At 71.0% G+C, this 18,473-nt stretch carries 15 protein-coding genes; 6 read left to right on the plus strand and 9 right to left on the minus strand.

Features of this window, described 5'->3' with window-relative positions:
- Positions 1-51 precede the first annotated feature (51 nt).
- Both NW895_RS26315 and NW895_RS26320 read left to right on the plus strand, forming a co-directional pair.
- The gene (locus NW895_RS26315) at positions 52-1,101 is read left to right on the plus strand and encodes a hypothetical protein (protein ID WP_289938545.1); all 1,050 of its coding nucleotides are present in this window, start codon (positions 52-54) and stop codon (positions 1,099-1,101) included.
- Between the two features lie 224 nt (positions 1,102-1,325).
- Complete coding sequence (locus NW895_RS26320) at positions 1,326-2,618, plus strand: lipase family protein (RefSeq protein ID WP_289938546.1); 1,293 nt, start codon at positions 1,326-1,328, stop codon at positions 2,616-2,618.
- Positions 2,619-2,658: 40 nt separating this feature from the next.
- On the opposite strand, the gene NW895_RS26325 is transcribed toward NW895_RS26320, so the two are convergent.
- Complete coding sequence (locus NW895_RS26325; protein WP_289938547.1) at positions 2,659-3,417, minus strand: IclR family transcriptional regulator; 759 nt, start codon at positions 3,415-3,417, stop codon at positions 2,659-2,661.
- Positions 3,418-3,509: 92 nt separating this feature from the next.
- On the minus strand, positions 3,510-3,935 hold the full coding sequence (locus tag NW895_RS26330) for a MarR family transcriptional regulator (RefSeq protein ID WP_289938549.1): 426 nt from the start codon (positions 3,933-3,935) through the stop codon (positions 3,510-3,512).
- A gap of 224 nt (positions 3,936-4,159) precedes the next feature.
- Here NW895_RS26330 and NW895_RS26335 point away from each other — a divergent pair, with 224 nt between their 5' ends.
- From NW895_RS26335 to NW895_RS26350, 4 genes are read left to right on the plus strand one after another with little or no spacing between them, the layout of a single operon-like run.
- A complete protein-coding gene (locus NW895_RS26335; RefSeq protein ID WP_289938551.1) occupies positions 4,160-5,077 on the plus strand; it encodes an SDR family oxidoreductase in 918 nt (305 codons plus the stop codon).
- Between the two features lie 11 nt (positions 5,078-5,088).
- Positions 5,089-5,964 (plus strand): amidohydrolase family protein, encoded by an 876-nt coding sequence (locus NW895_RS26340; RefSeq protein WP_289938553.1) that lies wholly within the window; start codon positions 5,089-5,091, stop codon positions 5,962-5,964.
- 11 nt (positions 5,965-5,975) lie between these two features.
- The gene (gene menE, locus NW895_RS26345; RefSeq protein ID WP_289938554.1) at positions 5,976-7,481 is read left to right on the plus strand and encodes an o-succinylbenzoate--CoA ligase; all 1,506 of its coding nucleotides are present in this window, start codon (positions 5,976-5,978) and stop codon (positions 7,479-7,481) included.
- A 15-nt stretch (positions 7,482-7,496) separates the two neighbouring features.
- Positions 7,497-7,952 (plus strand): MaoC family dehydratase, encoded by a 456-nt coding sequence (locus NW895_RS26350; RefSeq protein ID WP_289938555.1) that lies wholly within the window; start codon positions 7,497-7,499, stop codon positions 7,950-7,952.
- Here the strand turns inward: NW895_RS26350 and NW895_RS26355 are convergent.
- The 7 genes from NW895_RS26355 to NW895_RS26385 are packed head-to-tail and all read right to left on the minus strand — an operon-like array spanning position 7,943 to position 18,434.
- Complete coding sequence (locus NW895_RS26355; protein WP_289938556.1) at positions 7,943-8,785, minus strand: hypothetical protein; 843 nt, start codon at positions 8,783-8,785, stop codon at positions 7,943-7,945. The two genes, NW895_RS26350 and NW895_RS26355, sit on opposite strands and share 10 nt — an antisense overlap.
- Complete coding sequence (locus tag NW895_RS26360) at positions 8,785-10,485, minus strand: PHP domain-containing protein (RefSeq protein ID WP_289938557.1); 1,701 nt, start codon at positions 10,483-10,485, stop codon at positions 8,785-8,787. Before NW895_RS26360 ends, NW895_RS26355 begins: the two co-directional genes overlap by 1 nt.
- A 54-nt stretch (positions 10,486-10,539) precedes the next feature.
- On the minus strand, positions 10,540-12,369 hold the full coding sequence (locus tag NW895_RS26365) for a LamG-like jellyroll fold domain-containing protein (protein WP_289938558.1): 1,830 nt from the start codon (positions 12,367-12,369) through the stop codon (positions 10,540-10,542).
- A gap of 50 nt (positions 12,370-12,419) precedes the next feature.
- The gene (locus tag NW895_RS26370) at positions 12,420-15,335 is read right to left on the minus strand and encodes a glycoside hydrolase family 2 TIM barrel-domain containing protein (protein WP_289938559.1); all 2,916 of its coding nucleotides are present in this window, start codon (positions 15,333-15,335) and stop codon (positions 12,420-12,422) included.
- On the minus strand, positions 15,332-16,171 hold the full coding sequence (locus NW895_RS26375; protein WP_289938560.1) for a carbohydrate ABC transporter permease: 840 nt from the start codon (positions 16,169-16,171) through the stop codon (positions 15,332-15,334). Before NW895_RS26375 ends, NW895_RS26370 begins: the two co-directional genes overlap by 4 nt.
- Before the next feature lie 11 nt (positions 16,172-16,182).
- A complete protein-coding gene (locus tag NW895_RS26380) occupies positions 16,183-17,148 on the minus strand; it encodes a sugar ABC transporter permease (RefSeq protein ID WP_289938562.1) in 966 nt (321 codons plus the stop codon).
- On the minus strand, positions 17,148-18,434 hold the full coding sequence (locus NW895_RS26385) for a substrate-binding domain-containing protein (protein ID WP_289938564.1): 1,287 nt from the start codon (positions 18,432-18,434) through the stop codon (positions 17,148-17,150). Before NW895_RS26385 ends, NW895_RS26380 begins: the two co-directional genes overlap by 1 nt.
- Positions 18,435-18,473: the final 39 nt, after the last annotated feature.

The following is an 18,473-nucleotide window of genomic DNA, read 5'->3' on the forward strand; positions in this document are numbered from 1 at the left end:
CGTGTCGGACACGCGTCACCCCTCGGTGGCTGATACGGGAAGCCTGGGGGCATGGGGAGCGACGGGGGACGCGCGGTGGACGGCTGTCTGACCGCTGTGATGACCATTCTGGTGCTGATCGTGCTGCTGTGGGGCGGCTTGTGGTGGTGGTTCGCGGAGACGTCGGACGCCAACGAGGCCGAGGCGCGCGCCAGTCTGCGCACCGCCGTGGAGTCGGCGAGGGCACGGCTCGCCGACTCCGCCGCCGACGGCACCCTGCTCGGTACGGAGATCGACCGGGTCCTGGGCAAAACCCCGAGCGAGACCCGGAGACAGGGACGCGGCGTCACGATCACGGCCGCACTCCACGGAGCGGGACCGGGCTGGCTCGCCGGTGGCACCACGGCTTCCGGCTGTTACCGCTTCCGGGCCGAACCACCGGCCGTCCGGGTGCGGGAAGTCCCCTACGACGCCTGCACGCGGCTGCCCTCCGCTCCCTACCGCGCACCGGAGACCGTCGCCCGCGACATCACCGCCGAGCTGCGCGCGGCCCTCACCGACGGCGGACTCGACGCGGTCCGCGCCGCCCCGGTGTGGCGCACCCGCGGCGTCGGCATACAGAACCAGGAGACCGACCGGGGACACCTGACCGCTCTCGTCTGGCTGTCCAGGAACGCCGGCGACAAGGACTGCTACGAGTTCCGCGTCCGGGTGCGGCCCGCCTCCGTCACCGACCGGAAGCTCACCGACCAGGGCTGCTACCGCATGGATCGTGAGCAGCTCGCCCGCGAGGAGGCCGCCGCCCGAGCGCGGCTCGACGCTGCCGCCCGGAAGATCGCACAGCGGCTCCACCGTGCCGTCGCGGACGGCGGGGCGACCGACGCGGAACTGCGCGACGCGCTCGCCCTGCCGAAGACCGGCCCGATGGGGCAGCCCGCGGTCCACGACCCGGTGGCCGTCCCCCTCGGCATCGACAGATCGGCCACGGCGGTGATCCTGGATGCCAGGGTCGGCACCCTGGACCAGGGCGGGACGGACCAGGGCTGCTACGAGTTCCGCGTCCGCCCCGGCGCACGGACCGTCACCCGCCGTGCCACGGGGACGGACTGCTTCAGCCGGTAGTCAGGGACGGCCGAGCCGGGGCTCGCAGGGCCGCGCCGCCTCCCGCACCGCCCACGGCCCTTGCCCGGGGAGCCGCCCCCGGCTGCGCACGGCATCCGGGCTTTGTCACCGGGGCGCACTGAAGGCGCTCCCGGTTCGTAATTCCTTAACTAGCAGTGCTCACTGGCCTGTTCGTACCGTCGTCCCGCCCCCACCTCACCGCTCGGAAGGGACGCTCTGACGTGATGTCACACAGGTCGAAGAAGCCGTCGGTGCGCAGAGCCGCGCTGCTCGGTGCCGGTGCTCTGCTGGCGACCGCCCTCGCCGTGCCCGTGGCGAGGGCCGGCACCGCCCTGGAGGGCTGCGCCGCGGCGGACGCCGCGATCTACCAGGCCCCGGCGAACGTCACGGCCGCCCCGGGGACCGTCCTCGCCTGCCGCCAGGTCGACGCCCTGCCGCTGGTCGGTGACGACACCCCGATGACCGCCTGGAAGGTGCAGTACGCGTCGACCGACGGACGGGGCCGGCCGGTCGCCGTGTCCGGCACGGTCGTCGTGCCCCGCGCTGCGTGGACCGGTCCGGGCGAACGTCCGCTGGTCGCGTTCGCGCCCGGCACCCTCGGCATCGGACCGCAGTGCGCCTTCTCCAAGCAGCTCGCGGGCGAGTACCAGGACGCCTACGAGGGCGGGAACATCGCCGCGCTGCTGCGCGCCGGGTACGCCGTCGCCGCGACGGACGGCGCCGGGTACCTCGACGGCCAGGTCCACCCGTACGTCTCCGGCGCCGACGCCGGACACGCGGTGCTGGACATCGCGCGGGCCGCGCCGAAGGTGCCCGGCAGCGGGCTGAGCGCGGCGGCCCGGGTCGGCCTGTGGGGCTACTCGGAGGGCGGCGCCGGCAGCCTGTGGGCCGCGCAGCTGGCCCGTTCGTACGCCCCCGGCCTGAACGTCGTGGGTGTGGCGTCCGGCGGGGTGCCCGGGGACCTCAAGGTGGTGGCGAAGAGCCTCGACGGCGGGGCGTTCGCCGGGTTTCTGCTCGACGCCGTCATCGGCATGGCCACGACCAACCCGGAGATGCCCTTCGACGAACTCCTCAACGACGAGGGCCGCACGGCCGTGCGGGACGCGAAGACACTGTGCCTCGTCGGCACCCTCGCGCGCTTCGTCGGCGGCAGGACCGAGAACTACACCAAGGACAAGCTGACGCTCGACCAGATCTTCGCGCTGCGCGGCCCGGACGGCACGACCTGGGGCCAGATCGTCGACCGCAACAAGCTCGGAGCCGGCGTCGGCCCCGCCGGCTCCGGCGCCCGCTACGAGATCCGCTTCCCCGTGCTGCAGTACCGCGGCCTCCTCGACGAGGTCATCCCGTCCGAGACCGAGGAGGCCACCCGGCAGGCGTACTGCTCCGCCAGGATCCCCACCCAGTGGAACACCTACCTCGGCGACCACATGCTCGGTGACTTCCAGGCGGTCGACGACGTCGTGAAGTGGCTCGGCGACCGCTTCGCCGGGAAGCCGATGCCCGGCAACTGCTGACGGCACCCCGCGCCCGGCGGCCCTGACGTCGCTCACCGGCTCAGGGCCGCTCCGGCTGCCACCCCAGTGCCCGTGAGATCCCGCGCGCCGCCAGCCGCACCGCCGGGACCAGCACCGGTACCTGGGCGTCGGCGTGCGGTACGACGACCGAGACGGCGGCGGCCACCGTGCCGTCGGGCCCGCGCACCGGGGCCGCCACCGACAGCGCGTCGTCCGTGACCTGGCGGTCGCTCACCGCGGCCCCGGTGCGCCGCACCTCCGCCAGCACCCGGCGCAGCCGTGCCGGGTCGGTGATCGTGTACGGGGTGAAGGAGACGAGCGGACCCGAGCAGTACGCCTCCTGGAACTCCGGCTCGCCGTGCGCCAGCAGCGCGAGCCCGACCCCGGTGGCGTGCAGCGGCCAGCGCGCGCCGACCCGGATGTGCACGCCGACCGCGGACCGCCCCGACAGCCACTCGATGTAGACGACCTCCGCCCCGTCCCGCACCGCCATCTGCACGTTCTCGTGTGTCGCCTCGTACAGGTCCTCCAGGTACGGCAGCGCGATCTGCCGCAACGCGAGACCGCGGGGCGCGAGCGCGGCGACCTCCCACAGCCGCAGCCCGACGTGGTAGACGCCGGACTCGTCCCGCTCCAGGGCGCCCCACTGGGTGAGGGCGCCCACGAGCCGGTGCGCGGTGGTCAGACTGAGCCCGGCCCGGCGGCTGATGTCCGTCAGGCACAGCGCGGGGTGCTCGTGGTCGAAGGCGGCGAGCACGGACAGCAGCCGGTCGGGCGCGGAGCGGGCGGTCACGGTCATGGCCGGGCGTCTCCCGGGGGTGCGGGGGCGTCGGGGGAGGGGCAGACCGAAGTTAGGCAGGGACCCCGCGGCAGTCAATCACTTGCACGGCATCAGCTGAGCCCGTCCCCCGCGATGCGCAGCAGCAGGGCGTGCAGGGTCTCCCGCTCCGCCGGATCGAGCGGGCCCAGCAGTTCGTTCGTCACCCGCACTCCCGCCTCGTCGGTGTCCCGCAGGAAGTCGCGGCCCTCTTCGGTGAGGACCACGATCCGGCTGCGCCGGTCGTCGGGGGACGGTCTGCGCTCGGCGAAGCCGAGCTTCTCGAGGTCGTCGACGAGGCCGACGATAGCGCTCGGGTCGTAGCCGAGCCGGGCGCTCAGCTCACGCTGCAGCGCGCCCTGGGTGGTGGCGAGGAAGCGCAGCACCGCGTAGTGGCGCAGGCGCAGCCCCGACTCCTGCAGGAAGGAGTTGAACAGCTGACCCGAGCGCAGGCCCAGGCGGTACAGCAGGTACCCCGCGTCCGCGTGCAGCCCGCGCATCCACGGCTCGTCCGCGTCGATCGGGTCGGTGTTCGTGACGTGCTGGCGTGTGATGGCGGGCTCCCTGTTCTCGATCGCCGGGGCCGGTTCCCCAGGGAGATTCCAGCATGGCGCACCACGCGGTCATCAACAACTATTGACGTCGACAATTATTGCTCTTAGCTTCGATCTCGAAGCCGCACCGCCGCGCCGTCCAGGCGCACTCCATGCGAAGGGACTCGCCCGTGCCCAGCATCGATCTCTCCGGCAAGGCCGCCGTCGTCACCGGCAGCGGCCGGGGTCTCGGCCTCGCCTACGCCCATGCCCTGGCCGCCCACGGTGCGTCCGTGGTCGTCAACGACATCGACGAAGCCGTGGCCGAGGCGGCCGTGAAGTCCATCACCGAGGCCGGCGGCACGGCCGTCGCCGAGGTGGTCCCGGTCGGCACGAGCGAGGCCGCCGACCGGCTCGTCGGCCGCGCGGTGGAGGAGTTCGGACGCCTCGACGTCCTGGTCACCAACGCCGGCATTCTGCGCGACAAGGTGCTGTGGAAGATGACCGACGACGACTTCGACGCGGTGATCACCACCCACCTCAAGGGCACCTTCACCTGCGCCCGCGCCGCCGCCGTCCGCATGCGCGAGCAGGGCGAGGGCGGCAGCCTGATCCTGATCGGCTCCCCGGCCGGCCAGCGCGGCAACTTCGGCCAGACGAACTACGCGGCCGCGAAGGCCGGCATCGCCGCCATGGCCCGCACCTGGGCCATGGAACTGGGCCGCGCGAACATCACCGTCAACGCCGTCGTGCCGGTCGCGGCGACCGCGATGACCGAGACCATCCCCGCCTTCGCCCCGTACATCGAGGCCATGAAGAACGGCGAGCCGCTGCCGGACTTCCTCCGCAAGGGCGAGGGCTTCGGCACCCCCGAGGACTGCGCGGCCCTGATCCCGTTCCTCGCCTCCGAGGCCGCGCGCGGCATCACGGGGCAGGCCATCGGCATCGGCGGTGACAAGGTGGCACTCTGGTCGCATCCGCAGGAGATCAGGGCGGCCTACGCCGACGGCGGCTGGACCCCCGACGCCCTGGCCGCCGCCTGGCCCACCTCGGTCGGCGCGGAACTCCAGACGGTCGGCATCCCGGCGCCGAAGCTCCCGGAGGCGTGATGGACCTCTCCATGAACGTCGACGAACTGGTCGCCATCGACGTCCACACCCACGCCGAGGTCTCCTCCAAGGGCCACTCCTCCCTGGACGACGACCTGCACGACGCCTCCTCCGCCTACTTCAAGGTCGAGGGCAAGCGGAAGCCGACGCTTGAGGAGACGGCCGCCTACTACCGTGAGCGGAAGATGGCCGCCGTGATCTTCACGGTGGACGCCGAGTCCGCCACCGGCACCGCACCGGTCCCCAACGAGGAGGTCGCCGAGGCCGCCGCCGCCAACGCGGACGTGCTGATCCCGTTCGCCTCCATCGACCCCTTCCGGGGCAGGGCGGGGGTCAAGCAGGCGCGGCGCCTGGTCGAGGAGTACGGGGTGAAGGGATTCAAGTTCCACCCCAGCATCCAGGGCTTCTTCCCCAACGACCGCTCGGTGGCGTACGACCTGTACGAGGTGATCGAGGAGACCGGCACCATCGCCCTGTTCCACACCGGCCAGACCGGCATCGGCGCCGGGGTGCCGGGCGGGGGCGGGATCCGCCTGAAGTACTCCAACCCGCTCCACGTCGACGACGTCGCCGCCGACTTCCCGCACCTGAAGATCATATTGGCGCACCCGTCCTTCCCCTGGCAGGACGAGGCCCTCGCCGTCGCCACGCACAAGCCGGGCGTGCACATCGACCTGTCCGGCTGGTCGCCGAAGTACTTCCCGCCGCAGCTGGTGCAGTACGCCAACACGCTGCTGAAGGACAAGGTCCTCTTCGGCTCCGACTTCCCCGTCCTCACCCCCGACCGCTGGCTCGCCGACTTCGACAAGCTGACGATCAAGGAAGAGGTCCGGCCGAAGATCCTCAAGGAGAACGCCGCCCGCCTGCTCGGGCTGACCACACCGTAAGGGGCGCGAAGATGCGCAACGAGGGACTGGGTTCGTGGCCCGCACGCCGGGCCCGCAAGACCCCGCACCGCACCGCCCTGATCCACCGCGACACCGCGATCACCTACGCCGACCTGTACGCACGCACCACCCGGCTCGCCCACGCCCTGCGCGCCCGGGGCGTCAGGCGCGGCGACCGGATCGCCTACCTCGGCCCGAACCACCCCTCCTACCTGGAGACCCTGTTCGCGGCGGGCACGCTCGGCGCGGTGTTCGTGCCGCTCAACACCCGGCTCGCCGGGCCCGAGATCGCCTACCAGCTCAGCGACTCCGGTGCGAAGGCCCTCGTCTACGGCCCCTCGCACGCCGGGCTCGTCGCCGGGCTGCCGGGCAGCACGGACGTACGGACGTACCTCGAGGTCGGCGCCGAGTACGAGGAGGAGGTCGCCGGGGCCCCGGACGAGCCGATCGACGAACCGGTCACCACCGACGACACCTGCATCATCATGTACACCTCGGGGACGACGGGCCGCCCCAAGGGCGCGATGCTCACGCACGGCAATCTCATCTGGAACGCGTTCAACGTCCTGATCGACCACGACCTGATCGCCGACGAACGCGCCCTGGTCTCGGCGCCCCTGTTCCACACGGCCGGGCTGAACATGCTCACCCTGCCCGTGCTGCTCAAGGGCGGTACCTGCGTCCTGGTCGAGGCCTTCGACCCGGAGACCACCTTCGACCTGATCGACCGGCACCGCATCACCTTCATGTTCGGGGTGCCGACCATGTTCGACCAGGTGGCCCGGCACGAACGCTGGGCGGCCGCGGACCTGTCCTCCCTGCGCATCCTCACCTGCGGGGGCTCCCCGGTCCCGACACCGCTCATCGCGAAGTACCAGGAGCGCGGGCTGACCTTCCTGCAGGGCTACGGCATGACGGAGGCGGCCCCCGGCACGCTCTTCCTGGACGCCGAACACGCGGTCACCAAGGCGGGTTCGGCGGGCGTACCGCACTTCTTCAGCGACGTGAGGGTCGTACGGCCCGACATGTCACCGGCCGACGTCGGCGAGACCGGCGAGGTCATCGTCCGCGGACCGCACGTCATGCCCGGCTACTGGGGACTGCCCGAGGAGACGGCCGCCTCCTTCGCCGACGGCTGGTTCCGCAGCGGCGACGCCGCCCGGATCGACGAGGACGGCTACGTCTTCATCGTCGACCGGATCAAGGACATGATCATCTCCGGCGGGGAGAACATCTACCCCGCCGAGATCGAGGACCAGCTCCTCGCCCACCCGGACATCGTCGAGTGCGCGGTCATCGGCGTGCCGGACGACAAGTGGGGCGAGGTGCCGCGCGCGGTCGTCGTACCCCGGGAGGGCGCCGCGCTGGACCCCGACGAGGTCCTCGCGTCCCTGGCCGGACGCCTCGCCAAGTACAAGATCCCCAAGTCGGTGGTGGTCGCGGACGAACTGCCGCGCACCGCCTCCGGCAAGCTCCTCAAGTCCCGGGTGCGCAAGCGCTACGGCACCGACTCCTGAGTTAAGGACACCTTCATGGGCATCACCGTCAACGGTCTCGACGAACTGAAGAAGCTCGCCGGCAGCGACCTGGGCACCAGCGAGTGGATCGAGGTCACCCAGGAGCGCATCGACACCTTCGCCGACGCCACGGGCGACCACCAGTGGATCCACGTGGACCCGGAGAAGGCCGCCACCGGCCCCTTCGGCGCGCCCATCGCGCACGGCTACCTCACCCTCTCCCTCTTCATCCCGCTGTTCACCGAACTGCTGGACGTCCAGGGCGTCACCACCAAGGTCAACTACGGCCTGAACAAGGTGCGTTTCCCCGCACCCGTGAAGGTCGGGTCGAGGATCCGGCTGGTGGGGAAGCTGGCGGAGGTCGAGGAGGTGCCCGGCGGAGTGCAGATCAGCGTCGACGGCACGATCGAGATCGAGGGCGGAGCCAAGCCGGCGGCGGTACTGCAGAGCCTGTCGCGGTTCTACGCCTGACGGTACGAATAGACCGCAGTAGCCACCGCGCACACCCCCGGCGGGATCACCTCCGCGCGCAGCGTGCCGCTGGTCACGTCGTAGTCGACTCCCTCGGTCTCGAACGTGCCCGTGCACACGCTGCGCTGCGGCAGTGCGAACAGGCTCTTCACCGAGCCGGTGACCGGCCGGCCGTCCGGCTTGTGCGGCAGGTCGACCTGGAGCAGCGGCCGGATCTCGGGGAACAGGGTTCCGGTGGCGTCGTTCGACGCGCACACCAGGCGGGTGTCGGTGACGAAGTCGCAGCCCTGGATGTCGCGCACCGGCCTGTCCAGGGTGATCTGCCCGGCCTCCGGCAGCGCGCCGCCCGTCGGCGCAGTGGACGGGTTGAGCAGGGGAGCGGGGAAGACCTGGAGTCTGCGCTGCTCGCCCCACTCGCCCGACACCAGCCACTGCCCGTCGGGCGAGACGGCGGCGAAGGAGTTGTTCACCTTCTCGCCCGCGGTCAGCTGATGGACGTACTCGTAGCGCTTCCCGGCCGGGGTGGTCACCGCGAACATCTTCGACGTGGCCGTGTCGGCACCCTGGTAGGCGTCGAAGACATGGCCGCGCGCGATGTCCGGGTCGCCGATGTGGTTCCAGCCCTTGACGCGAAGAGCCGGCGGGACGGAGACCAGGCCCCGGTACAGCAGCGAGCCGTCCGCACGGCTCGCGAGGCCCTGGCCCGAGCCCAGCGTGTCGGTGTACGCCGTGCCGGTCTGCACCCACTGGGGGTCACCGGCGGCCGACGCCGTACCCGCGCCCAGCGCGAGGGCTCCCGATAAGGCGGTGGATACGAAGAGGTGACGTCTCATCAGGAGCCCTTCACGTCGACGAAGATGGGGTTCGCATAGAACCACGTATCGGCCCACGGGTCACCGTTTCCGGGCTCGTGGGGGATCGGCCCGTGCGGGTCGACGGAGGCGCCGAGGTAGCCGGTGCCGTGCCGGTTGCCGTCGCTGCCGCGCAGCCGGAGGTAGAAGGACTCGTCCCCGGCGGTGACCGGGATGCGCAGGGTGTACGTCCCCGTCCGGCCGGTGACGTCCGTGGTGTGCACGACCCTGGTGTCGGGCGCCCGCCAGCTGTCGCGGTCGGCCACCGGGCCGCGCACCGCGCCCCGGATGACGTCCACATGCGCCAACTCGGGCAGGAGGCCGTGCGGGTTGGGGCGGGAGGCGGTCGTCACGGTGACGGTGAGCGTGAGCTTGTCGCCCTCTCGGACGCGCAGCCTGCTGCCCAGCGTCACACCGGGGCCGTCGTCGCAGTCGCGCTTGAGGCGCACGTCGAGGCCGTCCAGCAGGTGCCCGTGGTCGAGCCAGACACGGCCGGCGCGCAGGCCCGCCATCACCGCCCGGTAGCCGATGGGGGCACCGCCCCCACCGTTCAGGTAGTGGGGGAGGGTGACGCCGACGTGCGTACGGCTGAACTGGCCCGGCCAGAAGTCGCTGCCCGGCTGCGGGGAGCCGGTGTCGACCGGGTCGGGCAGCTTGCCGGTGTTGTCGAAGTTCTGCCCCGCCGGCCAGTCGCCGTTCCTCCAGGTGTCGAAGACGATGCGGTGGGCGTCGGAGTTGGTGGTGACGGAGAACAGCCTGCCCTCGGCCAGCATCGAGTCCCACAGGCCGCCGACGGTCGCCGTCGCCCAGTCGAAGCCGCCGTACGTCGGATACGCGTCCGCCGGGTAACCCGCCCACGACTGCGCGGACGGCTTGTTCTCGTACTCGCCCCGGATCGACGTGGAGCCCCGCCAGCCGGGGATGGCCGCGCCCTGGGCGCCCGGCGCGCCCTCCATGCCGATCATGATCTCGGGGGCCGCGTCCCGCCAGTTGCGCATCTCGTGCGGGGAGTCGATGCCCAGGCGCATCGGGTGGTTGGCGAGGACCAGCACGTCGTCGACGTAGCCGGTGCGGCGCTGCTCGGCCAGCCACTGGAGTGCCTTGACGGCGTGCGCTTCGTTGCGGGCGGTGTCGGCGGCCCCGGCGGATCCTTCGGTGTAGCCGAGCAGCTTGCCGTCGAAGGCGCTCTCGAACCGGGTCAGTACGTCGACCTCGTGCGGACCGGGCGCCACGAACACCGTGCAGTGCTCGGCGGCCGGGATGTACCACTCCAGGCCCTGGAAGATCAGCTGGCGCGGGTTCTCGGCGCGGGCCCTGAGGATCTCCTCATGTTCCAGCGGGGCGCCGTACCGGGCGTGCCCGAAGTTGGAGTGCTCGGTGAACACCATCCAGTCCAGGCCGTACTTCGCGCCCGCGGCGGCCAGCTGGGAGAACGTGTACTTGGCGTCGTGGCTGTAGACGGAGTGGATGTGGTGGTCGCCGACCAGGTAGGCGAGGTGGGGGTCGTTGCCGCCGAGGCGTCTGTCGTCGGCGGCGAGAGCCGGGGTCGCGGACCCGAGGGCGAGCGCGGCGCCGAAGAGGCCCGCGCGGCGCAGGAGCCCGCGTCTGGAGACGCCCTGCGCGTCCAGGGCGGCGGCGGGGACGGACGGGTCGGCCCAGGCGGGCAGCTGTTGCTCGGCCATGGTGGTCCTTGAGGCGTCAGTGGTGCATGAAGGGGTCAGTGGTTCGTGAAGGGCTCAGTGGTTCATGAAGGACGTGACGGGCAGCGCCCGCGCGACGATCCGGACGTCGCCGAGGCGGCCGTACAGGATCTGGTCGATCTTTCCGCCGTACTCGTAGCCGCCGAGCAGCCACGGCAGCCCGACCGAGGTGATGCCGACCGCGGTGGCCTTCGGATTGCGGACCACCGGGCAGCCCTCGACGTACATCGTCGTGTGCTCGCCGTCGTTGACGACCGCGAGATGCCACCAGGTCTCCAGTGGGGTCTCCTGGCCCCAGTTGGTCGCGATGCCCTCCTGGTTGAGCGGGCGCATCGCCCACTGAGGCTCCCGGTCGTTGGACAGCGACAGGGTGGCCAGCGGCTCGTCCGGATCGTCGGCGGTCTTGCCGGCGGCGCCGCCCGTGCCCGTACGGCTGACCAGGCCGGCCCAGGCGTTGTGGGAGGGGTCCCAGTTGGTGGGAAGGCGGTAGAACGCCTCGATGGTGTAACCGTTCGCGAACCTCTCCGCGTTGAGCGGTGCGCCGTCGACCGTGCGCAGGTACGCGCCCCGCAGCGGGGACTTGTAGCCCTGGAACTCCAGGCTGCCGTGGCCGGGCTGGTCCGGGTGGTGGTCGGCGGACCAGCCCAGCCGGCCGCCGCCCACCGTGACGAGCGCGAGGTCGTTGCCGCGTCCGGACAGGTCCCGGACGGTGCCGTGCACAGGCTCCTCGAAGCGCCAGTAGGCGACCGTGCCCGGGACGAGTAGCTGCGACGCGGGCCGCGCCGGACGGGCCGGTACCGGATCGAAGCCGGAGAAGCGGTCGGCGAAGTCGATCTCGACGGTGAACCGGTCGGCGTCACCGCTGAGTTCGATCTCCTGCCGCTCCAGCTCGTTGAGCCCGTCGGCGGCCCGGCCGAGGATCCACGGGGAGACCGTCTCCACGTCGATGACGTTCCGGTCCAGGTCGAAGTGGTAGAGGCGGATCATCGCAGCGCCGCCGAAGTAGCGGTTCTGGTAGTTCGTCAGGTGCAGGTGGACGTCATGTCCGGCCGCGTTCGCGCGGATCGCCCGGCCGGCGGGCCAGTAGTGCCCGTTGAGGGTGAGGAAGATCTGGTCGTGGTCCTTGACCAGCTGGTCCCACAGCTGCTGCCCGTAGGACGACAGGGAGTCGTCCTCGGCGACCAGCTCGTGCGTGGTGAGGATGACCGGCGTCCTCGGGTGCCGGGCGATGACGTCCTCGGCCCACGCGTACCCCTTCTCCGACAGCCGCCAGTCCAGTGCGAGCACCAGCCACTCGCGTCCCGCTGCCCTGAACAGGTGGAAGGTGTTGTAGCCGTCGGAAGAGGCGCCGCCGAAGGTGGGCCTGCCCTGGAACCGCCGCGGCCCGAAGGCGTCCAGGTACGGCGTCGGGCCGCGCTGGTCGTCCGTGGACGACTTCACGTCGTGGTTGCCGGCGAGGACGCTGTAGCCGACGCCTTGCCGGTCGAGCAGCCGGAAGGCGTCGCCGATGGCCGCGAACTCCTCCGCCGCGCCGTTCTGCGTGAGGTCGCCGAGGTGGGAGAGGAAGACGATGTTCTTGTCCCCGCCGTGCTCCAGGAGATAGCGCAGGGACGCCTCCACCGGCGCCCTGTCGATGCTGGGCCCGTCGAAGAGGTACTGCGTGTCGGGCATCACGGCGAGCGTGAAGCGGCGGCTGTCCGGGTCGGGGCGCCAACTCGTCGCCTCCGTCCGTGCGGTGGCGGCGGGCACCGCCACCGCGGTCGCCGCGGCGCTCGCGCCGAGCAGCGCGGTGGCCCGCAGGAAACTGCGTCTTCCGGCGCCGGCCTGAGGGGCCTCGCCCTGTTCGTGCTCATGCGAAGTACACACGGGTGCTCCAGGAAAGGTGGGCAGCGGGCAGTGAGCGGGGGGTGTGTCTGTCAGAGAACGCGCAGCGTCCAGGCCCAGCTGTGGACGCCGGTGGGGATCAGGTACGACGGTGAGGTGTCCGGCCCGCACGAGGCGGTGCCGAGGCCCCGGTGGGCCGCGTCGAGATGCACCACGCACCCGGGGCGCGGCACCAGCTCGTCGTGGTGGGCGGCCGCCGCGAGGTCGGCGGCTCGATGGCGGGTGACGGAGACCTGGCGGGGCCGGTCGAGCCGCACGGCCAGCCCGGTGGCGTCCGGCGCCGACAGCGTGAACCGCCGGACACCGTGCCGGCCGCCGCTCTCCTGCGGCCGCAGATAGGGAGTGAACAGCTCGTCCACGGGGAGGGTGTGGTGGCCGACGGGCGCCCCCGTGCAGCGGTCCGGATACGACTCCCAGGGCCCCTGCCCGAACCACTCCAGCAGGTTCAGCCCGGCCACCGTCTCGAACACCGACCCGACCCGCGCCACGTCGTCCAGCGCCTCGGGCAGCTCGGCGCTCTCCTCGACGAGGATCCCGCCCTCGACGGCGGTGAAGACCTGCTCATGGCGGACGACCCCGGCCCGCGTGACGTACTCCGCCCGCACGGTGACCCTGCCGCCCGCCCGCCGGACACCGACCACCTTGCGCTCCGGCGCGTCGAGCCCCCACTCCCGCCACCGGGCCGCCATGCCGCCCAGCTCGTCGTTGTCCGTGGGCGCCCGCCACAGCGACAGCGTGGGGGCGGCCGTCAGCAGCGGATGGACGAGCAGCCCCTCCTCGTCGACCTCCACCGAGCGGTCCGCGACCGGCACGTGCGTCATCGAGGGCGCCGCCCGCAGCCGCACCTGCGGCAGACACACCACCGTGCCACGCGGCGCCCAGGGTTCGTCGTCGGCCGTCGTCACCCGCAGCGTCAGCCACGCCTCCCCGCCGTCCTCCGGCAGCTCGAACGGCAGCGGCACCGCCGCCGTCTCACCCGGCCGCAGGGCGGGCAGCCGGGCCGGCACGGTCACCGCCGGGCCGTCCGCCACCACCAGCTCCCACGCGAAGGACAGCCACTCCAGCCCCCGGAAGTGCTGGTGGTTGCCGACGACGACGCCCTCGTGCCGGAAGCACTCCAGCCGCACCGGCGCCGCGATCTCCCGGTGCTCGTACAGCACCGGCTTGGGCGTGCGGTCGGGGAACACCACACCGTCGGCGATGAACGCCCCGTCGTGGACCGTCTCCCCGAAGTCGCCGCCGTACGCCCACCGGTGGCCCGGCGCGGCGACCCCGCCCTCGTACAGCCCGGCGCCCCCACGCCCGGCCGGTCTTCCGTCGTTCACACGCTGGAGGATGCCGTGGTCCCAGAACTCCCAGATGAAGCCGCCCTGAAGACCCGGCGTTGCCTCGATGGCCGCCCAGTGGTCGGCGAGGGTGCCGTTGCTGTTGCCCATGGCGTGCGAGTACTCGCACTGGATGAGCGGCTTGGTCTGCTTCCCGGACAGCGCGTGCGCGACGCAGTCCTCGATCGGCGCGTACATCGGGCAGGCGATGTCCGAGGCGAGCCGCGGGTCCGCCCAGTCGAGCTTGGCCGCCCCCTCGTACTGGACCGGCCGCGTCGGGTCGTGCCGCCGCACCCAGGCGGCGGCCGCGTCGTGGTGGGCGCCGTAGTCCGACTCGTTGCCCAGCGACCAGATGACGACCGACGGGTGATTCTTGTCCCGCAGCACCATGCGTGAGACCCGGTCCACGAAGGCGTTCAGATAGCGCGGGTCGTCGGCGATCTCGTGGGCGTGGTCGTGGGACTCGATGTCCGCCTCGTCGACGACGTAGAAACCGAGTTCGTCGGCGAGGTCGTACAGCGCCGGGTCGTTCGGGTAGTGGGAGGTGCGGATCGCGTTGAAGCCGAAACGCTTCAGCAGGACCAGGTCCGCGCGCATGTCGTCGTACGACACCGTCCGGCCCGTCAGCGGGTGGAAGTCGTGCCGGTTGACGCCCCGGACGTAGATCCGCTCACCGTTGACGAGCAGGTCCCGGCCGGCGATCTCGACGTCGCGGAAGCCGACGCGGTGGCGGGAGGTGTCGGCGACCGTGCCGTCGGCGCGGTGCAGCCGGACGGTCAGGCCGTACAGCTCGGGCGTCTCGGCGGTCCAGGCGCGCACCTCGGGGACGGTGGCCTGCAGCCGTGCCTCGCCGAGGAAGGCGGAGACACGCTCGTCCTCGGCGCCTGCGCGGTCGAACTCCTCGTCCTGCGTCAGCAGCTGCCCGTCCAGCTCCCCGCTGACGTACCAGCCGTCCGGCAGCGCACCGTCCGCGTTCCGCACCCGGCAGTCGACGCGCAGGTCACCGTGGCGCCCCGCCCGTACCGTCACGTCGGCCAGGTGCAGCGGATCCGTCGCGTACAGCAGCACCGATCTTGTGATCCCGCCGTGCCACCACTGGTCCTGGTCCTCGATGTGCGAGGCGTCCGACCACTTCACGACGGTCAGGCGGACGCTCGCACGTTCGCCGGGACGTACGACGGCGGACAGGTCGAACTCGGCGGCCAGATGGGAGTCCTTGGAGATCCCGACGGGCCGCCCGTCCACGTGCACCAGAAGCACGCTCTCGGCGGCACCGACCTGGAGCACGATCCGCCGCCCGGCCCACTCGGCGGGAACGTCCACCTCGCGCTCATGGACACCTGTCGGGTTGGCGGCGGGCACCGCGGGCGGGAACTCGGGGAACGGCATGCGGACGTTGGTGTACTGCGGCAGGTCGTCGGTGCCCTGCATCGTCCAGGCGCCGGGGACGTACGACGAGGACCAGGTGTCGCGTACAGGCGCGTCCGGCGCGGGCAGCAGCTGGAAGCGCCAGTCGCCGTCCAGGGAGAGGGCACCCGAACGCCGGTCGACGGCGCTCATCGGCAGCCTGCCCCAGGAGGTCAGCTCGGGCGCTTGCCAGGGGCGCAGGGAATCGCTGGTCATCCGCGCACGGCCCCCTTGGCGAGGTCGCCGATGATCTGCCGGGCGCCGATGGCGAAGACGATCAGCAGCGGGAGGAGGGCGAGCAGGGCGCCGGTCATCACCATGCCGTAGTCGGTGGTGCCGTGGACTCCGTTGAGCTGGGACAGCGCGACCTGGAGGGTGACGTTGTCCGGGTTGGTGAGGGCGATCAGCGGCCAGGCGTAGTCGTTCCACTGGCCCATGAAGGTGAAGATGCCGAGGAAGGCCAGGCCCGGGCGGACCACGGGGAGCGCCACGTGCCAGTACTGGCGCAGGAAGTTCGCCCCGTCCAGCCTGGCGGCGTCGAGCAGCTCGTCGTGGATGGCGCTCCTCATGTACTGGCGCATCCAGAAGATGCCGAACGCGTTGGCCGCCGCCGGCACGATCAGCGCGGTCATCGAGCCGATCCAGCCGATCTTCGCCATGATCACGAACTGCGGGATGACCTGGAGCTGCGTCGGCACCATGAAGATCACCATCAGCAGCGCGAACAGCACCTTGCGGCCCGGGAACTCGAACTTGGCGAAGACGAACGCGGCGAGCGAGTCGAAGAACAGGACGAGGAACGTCACCGACCCGGCCACCAGCAGCGAGTTGAACATCGAGCCGAAGAAGTCGATGTTGTCGAAGAGGCTGCGGACGTTCTCGAGGAAGTGCGTGCCCGGCAGCAGCTTCGGCGGGTAGGAGAAGATCTCTGTCGTCGTGTGCGTCGACATGATGACGGCCCAGTAGAACGGGAAGGCCGACAGCACCACGCCGACGATCAGGGACCCGTGCAGCGCGATGCCCCGGCGCCCGGAGCCCTTGATGGATGCCATGGTGTGCGGCCTCACTGTTCTTCGCCCCGGCGCTGCACCAGGCGCCAGTTGATGATCGAGAAGAGGACGACGACGAGGAAGATGCCCCAGGCCACGGCAGCGCCGTAGCCGAAGTCGTTGTTGTCGAAGGTCTGCTGGAAGAAGTAGAGGACCATCGTCCGGCCCGCGTGGTCCGGGCCGCCGGAGAACGTCGAGTCGTTGGAGGTGTTCTGCAGCAGCACCTGCGGTTCGGAGAAGCTCTGCAGACCCGTGACCGTCGAGACGACGAGCACGAACAGCAGCGTCGGCCGCAGCAGCGGCAGCGTCACCCGGAAGAACGTCTGCACCGGACCGGCGCCGTCGATGCGCGCCGCCTCGTACAGATCGCTCGGAATGGTCTGGAGCCCGGCGAGGAAGATGATCGCGTTGTAGCCGGTCCATTGCCAGGTCATCAGCGTAGCGATGGCGACCTTGATGCCCCACGGCGTGTTCAGCCATGCCACCTGGTCGAGCCCGACGGCCTGCGACAGCGCGTTGATCAGGCCGAAGTTGGTGGAGAACACCGAGCCGAAGATGATCGCGACGGCGACGACCGAGGTGACGTTCGGCAGGAAGTAGGCGAAGCGGTAGACGTTCTTGAAGCGGACCGCCGAGTTGAGCATCACGGCCGTGACCATCGCCAGGAAGATCATGGGGAAGGTGGCCATCGCCCAGATGACGAGGGTGTTCCCGATCGAGCTCCAGAAGTCGCTGTCGCTGAGCAGGTACTGGTACTGCGTGAGGCCCGCGGACTCCATCGGGCCGAGGCCGTCCCAGCGGTGGAAGGACAGATGGAGCGAGAAGCCGACGGGGATCAGGCCGAAGACGAGGAAGAGGAGGTAGAAGGGGGAGATCGCGGCGTAGAGGTGCCAGTACGTGCGCAGGCCCTTCCGCGGCCGCGCGGCGGGCGTGTCCACGGTGACCGCCGGGGGCTTCTCCACTGCGGGGGCGGTGGCCATCAGTAGCTCACCCCCAGGTGGTTCGCGATGCGCCGGCACTTGCTCATGGCGTCCTTCCAGGCCTGCTCCGGGTCCTTGCCGAGGACGCCGACGTTCTTGATCTCGTCCTTGACGGGCTGCCCGAGCGCCACGTCGAACGGGCTGTTGTAGGCGACCACGATCTTCTGCGCGGCGGGCCCGAAGACGTCCATCGTGACCTGCCCTCCGAAGAAGGGGTCCGGTTCGCGCAGCTGCTTCAGGCCGTACGAGGCGGGGATGGAGGGGAACAGGCCCGCGTCGACGTAGCCCTGGGCCTGGTTGTCCGCGTCGAGCATCCAGGCGATGATCTCGAAGGCCTTCTCGGGGTTCCGGCACGCCTTGGTGACCGACAGGAACGAGCCGCCGTTGTTGGAGGGCCGCACGGGCATCTGGGCCACGCGCCACCTGCCCTTGGTCCTGGGCACGCCGTTCTTGATGTCGTTGGTGGCCCAGGAGGCGCCCAGCTGGCTCGGCAGCTTGCCGCCCTCGATCGCCGACAGCTGGTCCGGGGTGCCGCTGACGAGGTTCGAGACGATCCCCCGTCGCTTGGCCTCCACGGCGAGCGCCCAGGCGTGGCGTATGTGCTCCTGGTCGCCGATGAAGTGGCGGTCCTTGTCGACGTACCGCTTGCTGCCCTGCTGCACGACGTTCTCGAAGACGCTGCTGACATCGGTCAGCAGGCAGGTCCCCGGGATCCGCTTCTTCAGCTGCTCGCCGGCCGCGAAGAACGCCTCCCAGGTGTTCAGTTCCCTCGACACGTCGGCGGGCTCGTACGGCAGCCCCGCCTTGCGGAACACCTCGTACTGGTAGAGGTGCGCGACCGGGCCGCAGTCGATCGGGAATCCGATCATCGACCCGTCGTCGGCGATGCCCTGGTCCCACTTCCAGGGCAGGTACCGGCTCCGGTACTTCTCCGCGCCCAGCGTCCGCAGGTCCACGAACTGGTCGGCGTTGGGCAGGTAGGAGGCCATGTCCTCGCCCTTGAGGCCCGCGATGTCCGGGACGTGGGCGCGGCCGGCCAAGGTGGTGATCAGCTTGGAGCGGTAGTAACCGCCGATCTTGACGGCCCGGAGGTTCACCGTGCCGGCGTAGCGGGCCCTGGCCTTCGTCACGACCGTGTCGCCCAGACCGCCGTCCCAGTACCACAGGACCATGTTCCGGCCGGTCGAGCCGGTGGGGACGGCACAGCCGGACGCCAGGCCTGCGAGCGTCGTGGCCGCCGTGCCGGCCAGACCCGCGCGCAGGAGGCCTCTTCGTGAGAGCCGCACAGCTCCCACCGCCTTTCGGGTGTTCTCGAAACGTCGAAT

This window comes from Streptomyces sp. S.PNR 29 (genome assembly GCF_030386795.1).
In the GTDB taxonomy this organism is placed as follows: Bacteria; Actinomycetota; Actinomycetes; order Streptomycetales; family Streptomycetaceae; genus Streptomyces.